General features: G+C 30.1%; 10 protein-coding genes. 6 read left to right on the forward strand and 4 right to left on the reverse strand.

Going from position 1 to position 11,731, the window contains the following annotated elements; translation table 11 throughout:
• The coding region (gene idi / locus F7018_RS16835) for an isopentenyl-diphosphate Delta-isomerase (protein ID WP_246175236.1) at nucleotides 1–453 on the reverse strand (453 nt) is incomplete at its 3' end.
• Nucleotides 454–560: 107 nt separating this feature from the next.
• Between idi and F7018_RS16840 the strand changes: the two genes are divergently transcribed.
• The 6 genes from F7018_RS16840 to F7018_RS16865 all read left to right on the forward strand — a co-directional run bounded on the left by F7018_RS16840 (nucleotide 561) and on the right by F7018_RS16865 (nucleotide 7,549).
• Nucleotides 561–2,150, forward strand: a complete 1,590-nt coding sequence (locus F7018_RS16840) for a peptide chain release factor 3 (protein ID WP_150901271.1) — start codon at nucleotides 561–563, stop codon at nucleotides 2,148–2,150.
• Nucleotides 2,137–3,696 carry a hypothetical protein gene (locus F7018_RS16845; protein ID WP_246175238.1) on the forward strand — a complete coding sequence of 520 codons (1,560 nt, stop codon included), beginning with the start codon at nucleotides 2,137–2,139 and terminating at the stop codon, nucleotides 3,694–3,696. The genes F7018_RS16840 and F7018_RS16845 overlap by 14 nt, the downstream gene beginning before the upstream one ends.
• Nucleotides 3,697–3,752: 56 nt before the next feature.
• Complete coding sequence (locus F7018_RS16850; RefSeq protein WP_150901272.1) at nucleotides 3,753–4,682, forward strand: peptidylprolyl isomerase; 930 nt, start codon at nucleotides 3,753–3,755, stop codon at nucleotides 4,680–4,682.
• A 180-nt stretch (nucleotides 4,683–4,862) separates the two neighbouring features.
• Nucleotides 4,863–5,525, forward strand: coding sequence for an energy transducer TonB (locus tag F7018_RS16855; RefSeq protein WP_150901273.1), 663 nt, complete (start codon nucleotides 4,863–4,865; stop codon nucleotides 5,523–5,525).
• Between the two features lie 74 nt (nucleotides 5,526–5,599).
• Entirely contained in the window at nucleotides 5,600–6,277 is a 678-nt protein-coding gene (locus F7018_RS16860) for an energy transducer TonB (RefSeq protein ID WP_150901274.1), read from the forward strand.
• A 150-nt stretch (nucleotides 6,278–6,427) separates the two neighbouring features.
• Nucleotides 6,428–7,549, forward strand: coding sequence for an energy transducer TonB (locus tag F7018_RS16865; RefSeq protein WP_150901275.1), 1,122 nt, complete (start codon nucleotides 6,428–6,430; stop codon nucleotides 7,547–7,549).
• A gap of 448 nt (nucleotides 7,550–7,997) precedes the next feature.
• On the opposite strand, the gene F7018_RS16870 is transcribed toward F7018_RS16865, so the two are convergent.
• From F7018_RS16870 to F7018_RS16880, 3 genes are all read right to left on the reverse strand, one after another.
• Nucleotides 7,998–10,151: an OmpA family protein gene (locus F7018_RS16870; protein WP_150901276.1), complete on the reverse strand. Its 2,154-nt coding sequence runs from the start codon at nucleotides 10,149–10,151 to the stop codon at nucleotides 7,998–8,000.
• An 11-nt stretch (nucleotides 10,152–10,162) separates the two neighbouring features.
• Nucleotides 10,163–11,068, reverse strand: coding sequence for a PorP/SprF family type IX secretion system membrane protein (locus tag F7018_RS16875; RefSeq protein WP_150901277.1), 906 nt, complete (start codon nucleotides 11,066–11,068; stop codon nucleotides 10,163–10,165).
• Between the two features lie 51 nt (nucleotides 11,069–11,119).
• A partial coding sequence (locus F7018_RS16880; RefSeq protein ID WP_175578767.1) for a gliding motility-associated C-terminal domain-containing protein occupies nucleotides 11,120–11,731 on the reverse strand: 612 nt, incomplete at its 5' end.

The following is an 11,731-nucleotide window of genomic DNA, read 5'->3' on the forward strand; positions in this document are numbered from 1 at the left end:
GGTGGTCGCCGTATCATTAAAAAAAACATCCTCTAAAAGCATCCATTTGTATGCTTCTACTTCTTCTTTATTTATTTCAGGTTCTCCTTCAAACTTTCCAACCATTACATGGTCTAATTCATGCTCTGTTAAACCATTATCAAAAGGTGCTTTATAAATAAACCAAAAGACTTCTTCTAGTTCACATACAAACCCCATTTCTTCTTGTAATCTACGCTTACCTGCTTCTAAAGATGTTTCTCCATCTCTTTGATGAGAACAACAAGTATTTGTCCATAATAATGGAGAATGATATTTTTCTGCAGCTCTTTGCTGTAGCATCAACTCTCCTTTTGAATTAAAAACAAAAACAGAAAACGCTCTATGTAATAACGCCTTTTCATGCGCTTCTATTTTTTCCATCAATCCTATAGGATTGTCTTGTTCATCTACTAATATTACTTGTTCTTTCATTCTAAAAATATACGAGAAGCAAACTTACAAAATAGAAGTCAGTTCAACAATTAAACCTTTGAACAGTTCCACTTTAAAACGTATCTTTGCAGCCTTAAATTTTATAGATGAGTTTTTTAGAAGAAATACAAAAAAGACGTACGTTTGGAATTATATCTCACCCTGATGCTGGTAAGACTACTTTAACTGAAAAATTATTATTATTTGGAGGAGCTATTCAAGAAGCTGGTGCTGTAAAGAATAATAAGATAAAAAAAGGAGCCACTTCCGATTTTATGGAAATTGAACGTCAACGTGGAATTTCTGTTGCTACTTCTGTATTAGCTTTCATTTATAAGGACAAAAAAATAAATATCCTAGATACTCCTGGACATAAAGATTTTGCTGAAGATACATTTAGAACATTAACTGCTGTAGATAGTGTTATTGTTGTAATTGATGTAGCTAAAGGTGTGGAGCCTCAAACAGAGAAATTGGTAGAAGTTTGCCGTATGCGTAAAATACCAATGCTAGTTTTTATTAATAAATTAGACCGTGAAGGTAAAGACGCTTTTGATTTATTAGATGAAGTTGAGCAAAAGTTAGGCTTAAAAGTAACTCCTATGAGTTTCCCTATTGGAATGGGATATGATTTTAAAGGAATTTATAATATCTGGGAGAAAAAAATAAACCTATTTTCTGGAGAAAATAAAACAACCATTTCTGAGGGAGTTGAATTTGATGATGTAAACAATCCTGAATTAGATAACATTATTGGAGAAGCTGCAGCAGAAACACTTCGTGAAGAATTAGAATTAGTATACGAAGTATATCCTGAATTTGACCAAGAAGAATATATCAAAGGTGATTTACAACCTGTTTTCTTTGGTTCTGCATTGAACAATTTTGGAGTAAAAGAATTACTAGATTGCTTTATTGATATTGCTCCTAACCCTCAACCAAAACAAGCAGAAGAACGTTTAGTAGACTCTAAAGAGGAAAAACTAACTGGATTTGTATTTAAAATCCATGCTAATATGGATCCTAAACACCGTGATCGTTTAGCCTTCGTAAAGATTGTATCTGGTACCTTTAAGAGAAATGCTCCTTACTTACATGTTCGTAATGGAAAGAAAGTTAAATTTTCTAGTCCAAATGCATTCTTTGCTGAAAAGAAAGAAATTGTAGATGAATCATTCCCTGGTGATATTGTTGGTTTACACGATACTGGAAACTTTAAAATTGGTGATACTTTAACAGAAGGAGAAAAATTAAACTTTAAAGGGATTCCTAGTTTTTCACCAGAACACTTCCGTTATGTAAATAATGCAGATCCTATGAAGTCTAAACAACTATATAAAGGTTTAGATCAACTAATGGATGAAGGTGTGGCTCAATTATTTACTCTAGAAATGAACGGTCGTAGAATTGTTGGTACTGTAGGTGCTCTTCAATATGAAGTAATTCAATATCGTTTAGAGCATGAATATGGTGCTAAATGTACCTATGAGAATATTGCAGTACATAAAGCTTGTTGGGTACAACCTGAAGATCCTAAAAATGAAGAATTCTTAGAGTTTAAACGAGTAAAGCAACGTTATTTAGCAAAAGATAAACAAGGTAAATTAGTCTTTTTAGCTGATTCTGCTTTTACCATTCAAATGACACAAAGTAAATATCCAACTGTAAAATTACATTTCACAAGTGAATTTGAATAAACATTATATATTAACTTTTTTTCTAATTCTTTTTTCTGTCTTCTCTAAAGCTCAGGAAAATTTATCTAATTTAAAAGGTACTGAACTACATAATAAAGTTCGTTTGAATTTTATTCCTGTTGAGATGCCTTCTAATCAATTCCCCGGATTAAAATCAACTATGGGGTTAGCTGGTTTGCACTACCAAGTTCCTTTAAATGATTGGCTATATGGTGGGGCTGCATTTCACTTTGCTGTAACAGGAGATCAAGGAGGATTATTTACCCTTGGGGCTGAATTAGGAATTAATAAAAAAATATATAATAATCTATACTTTGATGCTAACTTCCATTTTGGTGGAGGTGGCGGATATCGCTATTTAGTTAATGATGGTGGTTTCATCAATCCTAATATAGGATTACAATACAAAAAGAACAATTACTCTTTCGGTATTCAATATAGTCATGTTAACTTTTACTCTGGTGAAATAAAAAGTAATTCTGTTTCTTTCTTTATTGAAATACCGAGTATTTTACGTTTTACTGATTATAAAAAAGCACATCAAAACTTTGTAGCTAACAATATCGACCCTGATAGCTTTTGGAGTAAACCAACTGTTAAAAACGCTCAGCAAATTCGCTTTGATTTTTTCAGGCCAATTGGAAATTCTAAAAAAGATAATGGTGACCCTTTAACAGAAACATTATATGTTATTGGATTTGAGTATCAAAAATATTTAAACGATAACACTTTTCTATTTGCTCATACCGATGCTATCTATAAAGGTCTACGAGCTGGTTTTATGGATTTATTTTTTGGAGCAGGATATCATCCTTACCAATCTAAATACATTAATATATTTGGTAAACTAGGAATTGGTGCAGCTGGAGGTCGTGTAGCTCCAGAAGGTGGTTTGATGATTTATCCTTCTGCTGGTATTGACTTAAAATTATCTAATAAACTAGCGTTAAGTGGACATGGAGGATATTATAGAGCTATTGACGGTGATTTGGAAGCTTACACTGTTGGTTTTGGTTTAAAATATTTTGGTTTAAATGGAGGTACTAAAACAAATAAAGTCGAGAATAATAGTTATTATACACAAGGAATAAGAATTGGTATTGAAAATCAAACATATTTAGATGTTGCCAAAACAGATGATACTTTTGGAGCAAAAAGTATTGATTTACAATCCATAGCTATAAAAGTAAGTTATGATCTTAACAAATGGTTATACATTGTTGGAGAAGCTAGTTTTGCTTACGAAGGCCGTTCAGGTGGTTATGCACACGGATTAGTTGGTGCAGGAATATACTCTCCATACTTTATAAATAATAAATTTCGTGGTTTTATGGAGTTTATGGCAGGTGCTGGAGGTGGTGCTGGTGTAGATACTGACGAAGGAATTATTATTCGTCCAGCAATTGGGTTAAATTATGATATAACTAATAGAGCCTCTCTTTCAATTTCTGGTGGACGTTACTATTCTCCATTTGGAAATGTAAACTCAAACAATATTAACATAGGTTTAAATTTTAACCTTTCAACTTTATCAGTAAAAAACTAATTTTGCTTTTTCTTAGGAAAAACATTATTCAATATAAATAAGATAATTAAATAAAAATGGATAACGGAATTTACGCAAAGTTCACAACACCTAAAGGTGATATTTTAGTGAATTTAGAATATGAAAAAACACCTGGAACTGTTGGTAACTTTGTTGCTTTAGCAGAAGGTAACTTAGAAAACTCAGCTAAACCTCAAGGTACTCCTTATTATAATGGATTAAAATTTCACCGTGTTATCGCTGATTTCATGATTCAAGGTGGTTGCCCTCAAGGTACGGGAACTGGAAATCCTGGTTATAAATTTGATGATGAAATTCACCCTGATTTAAAACACGATGCCCCTGGAAAATTATCTATGGCGAATGCTGGACCAGGAACAAATGGCTCTCAATTTTTCATTACTCATACAGCTACACCATGGTTAGATGGTAAGCACACTGTTTTTGGAAATGTAGTTGAAGGACAAGAGATTGTAGATGCTGTTGAACAAGGTGATAGTATGGATGTTGAAATTATTCGTGTAGGTGAAACTGCTGAAAATTTTAACGCTGTTGAAGCTTTTAGAACTTTTGAAGGTGCTCGTGAAAAACGTGAAGCAGAAGCTTTAGCTAAGCAAAAAGAATTATTAGATTCTGTCGCTGCTGGTTATGACGAAACTCCTTCTGGATTACGTTATAAAATCTTACAAAATGGTGAAGGTAAACAAGCTACTAAAGGAGCTATGGTTTCTGTACACTATAAAGGTCAATTATTAGACGGAACTGTATTTGATTCTTCATACAAACGTAAACAACCATTTGACTTCGCTGTTGGAATAGGACAAGTTATTGCTGGTTGGGATGAAGGAATTCAATTATTAAAAGTTGGAGATAAAGCCCGTTTAGTTATTCCTTCTAACTTAGCGTATGGTGAAGCTGGTGCTGGTGGAGTAATTCCTCCAAATGCAACGTTAATTTTCGATGTTGAATTAATGAATGTTAAATAAATAACTTTCAAAAAACATAATTCAAAACTCTCTACTTAAGTAGGGAGTTTTTTATTTACCATAAATTAACTTTCTTAACTTTTAATCAAACATTAATTAAAGCATATATTATATTCTCTTAAACAAAACAATAAAAAGCTTTTTCATCTTTACAGTGCAATACAACTAAGACAATTTAAAATGAAAAAGGTTATACTTATTCCCCTATTCTATCTATTTAATGTACTATACATTTATAGTCAGGTTAATGTATGTGAAACTCAAAAAGAAAATACTATTGATCCAAATACAATATCTGTTAAAAAATGCGAAATTGAAGAAAAAGAAGATTATTCTAAAAAAATAACACGAACAAGAATAATTAGAAAAAGACCTCTCAGGAGAATTGCTAATAAAGAGCAATCAAGTCAACTAAAAGTAGAAGGAAATAATATTGATTTAGAAATACAAAACAATAAAACTGTTTTAAACCTTCCTAATGCAACAAAAGAAGTTCTTTTTAATCTTGTGGAAGAAATCCCAATGTTTAATTCATGTAAAAATTCTACAAGAGAAGATAATGTTAAGTGTTTTAAAGAAAAAATAAACACTCATTTTTCTAAAAAGTTTTCTACTTATGAGTTTCTTGATGAGTCTATTAAGGATAAAGTATTCATTCAATTTAGTATTGATATTTATGGCAAAGTTATAAAGCCAAAAATCAAAAGTAAAAAACATAACAAACTACTAAACAAAGAGTTAATACGAATACTAAATAAACTTCCAAACTTTACTCCTGGTAAAATGCAAGGCTTTCCTGTTATAGTTACTTATTCATTCCCTCTTAACTTAACATTAAATTAATATACAAACATACAATATATCATATCGTTGTATTATTTTCACACTCCCAAAAATAACCCTTTAAAAAACTAACTATGAGATTTCCCCTTTCAATACTTATAGCTTTATTTATATCTACAATCGCTATAGCACAGGAAAAATGCGAGACACCAAATGAAAATATAAACGATCCTAATAGTATTAGTGTAACTAAATGCTCTATTGAAGATGTAAAGAAAGCTCTTGAAGATTCTGATAATAAAAAATTGTCTACACGAAAAAGGCACAGAAAAATAAGACAATCTAATGTTTCCCTCAATGCATCAAAAGAGGTTAAAAACCACAAAGACAATACATTAAAACTACAAAAATTAAATATAAAAAATGATATTGTTTCTTCATTAAAAAAAATACCGTTTCATTTAGTTGAACAGATTCCGCTTTTTTCTAAATGTGAAAGCACACCACTTTTAGAACAATCAAAATGTTTTGAACAACAAATGATAAAACATATCATTAATAACTTTAATTACCCAAAAGAAGCCATTGCTCAGGGAATAGAAGGGAAAGTTATGGTACAATTCACTATTGATAAAGATGGTAATGTTGTTGATATAAAAAAAAGAGGACCTAAAGGAACAGAACTTTTAGAAAGTGAAGCAACAAGATTAATAGCCAAACTTCCAAAATTTATTCCTGGTAAACACAATGGAAACAGTGTCAATGTAAAATACGCTTTACCAATTATCTTTAGAGCTCCAAAAAAAGGATAAAAAGTCACAAAAAAATAACCTACTAAATAGCAGTAAGTTAACTTATTTAAAAAAAAGTTTAAATAAGTTTGCTTGTCTATAATTTTTTCATACATTTACAACCTAATAATACGTTAACCTTCTTGTTAACCCCTTAAATAGAGTACTATTATGAAGAAATTCCCTTTACTAGTGGCAGCTATGCTAGTGTCTACAATGGCTGTTTCTCAACAAGAAAAATGTGATACTCCTGATGATTCAATAGCAGACCCTAACAGTATAACGAAATGTGCTATTGAAGATACTAAAGATGGAAATAAAAAGCAATTATCAATTAGTGTTTCTACAAGAAGACGTGTTGTTCGTAAGAACAAAGAAGCTGTTTCAGCGGTAGGAATTAATTCGTCTCAAAAGGTTGCTGACGTAAAGAAAAACTCTTTATTAATAGGGAAACTTGAATTAGAAGATAATTCATCTACCATAGAAAAAATTCCTTTTAACTTAGTTGAGGAAATTCCTTTATTTTCTAAATGTAACAATGTGCCATTAATAAAACAAGCTAAATGCTTTGAAACTCAAATGGCTAAACATATTATGAAAAATTTCAAGTATCCTCAAGATGCGTTTGATAAAGGAATTCAAGGTCGAGTTTTAGTACAATTTACTATAAACGAAACTGGAAATGTGGAAGCGATCCAAATGAGAGGTCCAAAAGGTGGAGAATTATTAGAAAATGAAGCAAGTAGAATTATTAGTAAATTACCTAAGTTCATACCTGGTAAGCACAATGGTAAAACTGTAAAAGTTAAATACGGAGTTCCAATTACTTTTAGAGGTCCTGAAGGAACAGCTAATAACAATACTGTTGCTAAAAAAACAATTAAAAAAGCACCTGTAAAAAGAGCTAGTATAACCAAAGAACCTTTAATTACTGACTTTGTAAAATTTGCTGAAGTTCAAAGCATACCTCAATTTAAAGCTTGTTTAAAAGTTTCTGATATGCAAAAAATTAACTGTTTTAATCAAAGAATGGTTAGTCATATACAAAGAAACTTTAACTATCCAGACGCTGCAGCTGAGCAAAACATTGAAGGAAGAGTATGGGTACGTTTCATTATAGGTAAAGATGGTAAAGTAACAAACATAAGAATGAAAGGCCCTAAAAATGGTCATTTATTAGAGCAAGAAGCTAAAAGAATGGTTTCTAAGTTACCAACTTTTGTTCCAGGTAAACAAAATGGAAAGCTAGCAAATGTAGAATATTATATTCCAGTAAACTTTACGCTTAACTAGAGTTAGGGAATTTATAAATAAACTTATTAAAAAAACGGGTCAAATAAATTTGACCCGTTTTTTTTATGTTTACCTATCATTACTCTTAATAGAATTTATTAGAAAGATAGCATTTAAAGCCCTCTAATAAATTAAGTTTAATAATCTTAACATAGTTAGTATAATTATAATTCATAGTTTAAACCTTCAAATATGTTAATCTAAACATAAAATACATAATTTTTGGAGGATGAAAAAATGTCAACTAATGAATAACTTATTTTTAAAGCTAAAATTTACTTTAAATCATATATAATATAGGTTAAATAACCTTATAAAAACAAAATTATAATACAAAATACTCCTATAATTATTAAGTACAAAAAAACCTTTTGAAACTAAATTAAAATCATTTCTTTCATTAATATAGTTACAAAAGGTATATAAGATTAAATATTTTACTATTTATTTAATTCTTATAATTCTTTAAGATTATATTTTTTTTGTCATTACAATCTCTTTCAGCATCTCTATAACATTTATTATCCTCTGCTCTATCACTTTTAGATTTTTTAAAATTCTTCCTTAAAAAGTCTAAGAAATTGTTTCTTTTTGATATTCTCTTTTGTACTGCTATTTTTTCTGCTTCTTGTCTAGCCTTTATCTTATCAACTCCTTTTACTATATAAAAATATGATCTTCTATTCTTTTGATGCTCTTCTTCTGTACATTTTCTTTTATTAGCATCATTGCAATCATTTAATAACTGATCTTCTCCATAACCTATAGCACTAATAATTCTATTTTTTTCTATACCTCTAGATAAAATATAATCTCTTGTAGATTTTGCTCTTCTGTCAGATAACTTTCTATTATAGTCACTAGGTCCTCTGCTATCAGTATGTGATTCAATTTTAATGATTACTTCTGGATGATTAGTCATAACTGTGACAATATTTTCTAATTCATATTGTGCATCTTCTCTAATAATAGCTCTGTTATAATCAAAATAAATAGGATTAATTACAATTTGGTTTCCAACAATTAAAGGAATTAAATTTAGATCTACATTTGTTGGCTTTCCTTTAATTATTTTTATCTTTCTTTTACCTGTTGTTTTATGATCTAACTTACTGGCAAGAATATTATAATTTTTATCACATAAAATGTCATTAAATACATATTTACCATTAAAGTCTGATATCGCTTCTTTTATTACCTTTCCTTGTAAATCAAAAAGTTTAACAGTAGCTCCATCTACTGGTGTATTATTTACTGTTTCTGTAACTATACCTTCTATAGATTGTTTACATATTGGTGGATCGGTATATATGAAAAAGCTGTAGATATCGTCATCTCCTTTTCCTTGTTTTCTATTAGAAGAAAAGAACCCTTTTTTACCAGTTTCATCTATAAAAAAAGAAAAATCATCTCTCTTACTATTAAATGGATATCCTAAATTCTTAATAGACGAAAAAATAGAATCATTTTTTATTTTCGATTGAAAAATATCTAACAATCCTAATCCCAAATGTCCATTTGAAGAAAAATATAATGTATTGTCTTCACCTATAAAAGGAAACATCTCTTTGTCTGAAGTATTAATTGTTTCTCCTAAATTTACTGGTTCTCCATATTCATCGTCACCTAAAATAGCAACTTTATAAATATCTGTTGCTCCAAAACCTCCAGGCATATTAGACACAAAGTATAATGTTTTTTCATCAGGACTTAATGCTGGGTGACCAACTGAATATTCATCTCCATTAAACGGCAATTCTCTAACATTCATCCAAAAACCGTTAATAAAATTCGCCTTATAGATTTTTAAATTTGATGTATTCTTTTTATCTCTTCCTACTTTTTTACCACTTACATTATTTCTAGTAAAATAAATAGTCTTACCATCATTGGTAAATACAGGTGTAGATTCATGATAATCTGAACTAATAGGTACATCTATTAAACGAGGTCTAACTAATGTTAAAACCGTGTCTTTTACATTCTCTTCTAATGTTTGGATTTCTTCTTCAGCACTATAAATATTTAAAAACGGTTGATTATTCCATTTATAAATTCGTTCTCTTTTTCCTCCTTTTGGCACTGCTGAAGTAAAATATGATTTACCATTTAACAACATTCCTCCAAAATCAGAAAAAGGAGTATTAATCGCTAAATTTCTAACTCCTATTCTTACATTTTTATTCGATGAATAATCTAATAAGTAATTCTCTTTTTTTAGTTCTTCCTTTCTATTATTATTTTTTGATGAAGCCAATGTTAAGAAAATAGAATCTGATTTTTTATACTTTCCATTACTTCTCAGAACCTGAGCATATTTAAATAAGTATCTATCCTCTAAATCATTTTTATATATTGATGCCAGTTTTTGATACCACTTTTCAGCTTTTTCTGTTTCAACATTATTATAATAAGAATCTGCTAAACGGCTTATTACATGCTTAGAAGTATCTCCTTTCTTCTCTATTAATGCTTTGTAGAGTTTTGCTGATTGAACATAAGAAAACTCATCATAATAACGGTCTGCTACTTTTTTACTTTGTCCAAAACCAGCAATAGTCACCATTAATAATATTGGTAATAAAGTATTCTTTAAATTCATAAGATGTTGTTTTAAAAAAATCGAGGAGATCTGTATCTTATTTCTCTTAATAACTCATAACGTAGCATAATTTCATGTGTTCCTGAATTAACGACATTATAATTTGAGGTTGTTAAATCATAAGAATAACCTATTAACATTGAATCTGATACTTGAAACCCTAAAAGTCCACTTATAGAATCACCCCATCTCCAACCTAAACCAACTCTAAATTTTTCATTAAATAATAAATTAGCTGATACATCTAATGATAATGGCGCTCCTGAAACTCCTTTTAATAGAGCTGCTGGTTTAAATTTCAAATCTTCATTTATGTCAAAAACATAACCTGCTATTAAGAAAAAGTGCATTCGTTCTACCGCTACTTCACCTACAGCTGTATCTGCATCGTAATGTTCTTTTCTTAAGATATTAGGAACCGATAAACCGATATACCATTCTGGCTTATGAAAATAAATACCAGCTCCTATAGTTGGTAAAAATCTATTAACTGGTGGAAAGGTTTCTGCATCTTGTACTCTACCTTTAGTCCAATCTATATTCAACCATCTACCTCCTAAACGTAAACCAAAGGCTAAATTTCCTAAATCACTTGTTTCTACTGTATAAGATAGATTTGCATCTAAATAAATTTCGTGGGATGGTCCTATTTTGTCATTTACCAAGTTAACACCTAAACCTAAACCTGAATACCCTAAAGGAGTATCATAACTTAAATTTTGTGTTTCTGGAGCACCATCGAAACCAACCCATTGAGTTCTACCAATTGCTGTAATAACTCCGTGGCCTCTAGATCCGGCATAAGCTGGATTTACACTCATAGTATTATACATGTATTGTGTATATTGAGGGTCTTGTTGTGCATTAATTATAAACACACAACATATGCTAAATACTAAGATTAGGTTTAATTTCATTTAACTTTAACTTTTATACATCAATTTATTCTACTGTTAAAATACTAATTTTTATCGATTTATGTAAATCCATCCTTTTCTTATTGGTGATCCATTACCTAGATTTAACTTATAAAAGTAAGTTCCTACTGGTAATTTATCATCTACACTGATAGTTGCTCTTCCATTTGAAATACCTTCAAATCTCTTATTACTATCAATATTTGAATAACCTTTTACTCTGTATACAATATTACCCCAACGATTAATAATTTCAAGTGTATTGTTTCTATACTCAGGATTATCAATACATTCAATATGCAAATAATTATTTAAATTATCACCATTTGGACTAATAATATAATTTTCATCCTTGATACAATTATCATCATAAGCATCTCCAAATCCATCTAATCCATCAACACTATCTGCAATTCCATCTCCATCGCTATCAGTTCCACTATCTGTAACCACTCCATTACCTCCACTATCTGGGTCTGTTGCATCTGAATCATTATCAGGATCGTTAGCATCACCATGTCCATCTAATCCATCTACACTATCTGCTATTCCGTCTCCATCAGTATCATCTAATGGATTATCTACTTGACCATCTCCATCAATATCTGAATTTCCTCCTTCCACTACATCATTAACACCATCATCATCACTATCTAAATCTTG

The organism is Tenacibaculum aiptasiae, assembly GCF_008806755.1.
GTDB lineage: Bacteria > Bacteroidota > Bacteroidia > Flavobacteriales > Flavobacteriaceae > Polaribacter > Polaribacter aiptasiae.

What these genes read in the sequence shown, in the direction of transcription:
- F7018_RS16875 (WP_150901277.1), bottom strand. Translation starts at nt 11,068, where the DNA reads ATGAAATTAAACCTAATCTTAGTATTTAGCATATGTTGTGTGTTTATA.
- F7018_RS16850 (WP_150901272.1), top strand. Translation starts at nt 3,753, where the DNA reads ATGGATAACGGAATTTACGCAAAGTTCACAACACCTAAAGGTGATATT.
- F7018_RS16865 (WP_150901275.1), top strand. Translation starts at nt 6,428, where the DNA reads ATGAAGAAATTCCCTTTACTAGTGGCAGCTATGCTAGTGTCTACAATG.
- F7018_RS16840 (WP_150901271.1), top strand. Translation starts at nt 561, where the DNA reads ATGAGTTTTTTAGAAGAAATACAAAAAAGACGTACGTTTGGAATTATA.
- F7018_RS16870 (WP_150901276.1), bottom strand. Translation starts at nt 10,151, where the DNA reads ATGAATTTAAAGAATACTTTATTACCAATATTATTAATGGTGACTATT.
- F7018_RS16855 (WP_150901273.1), top strand. Translation starts at nt 4,863, where the DNA reads ATGAAAAAGGTTATACTTATTCCCCTATTCTATCTATTTAATGTACTA.
- F7018_RS16860 (WP_150901274.1), top strand. Translation starts at nt 5,600, where the DNA reads ATGAGATTTCCCCTTTCAATACTTATAGCTTTATTTATATCTACAATC.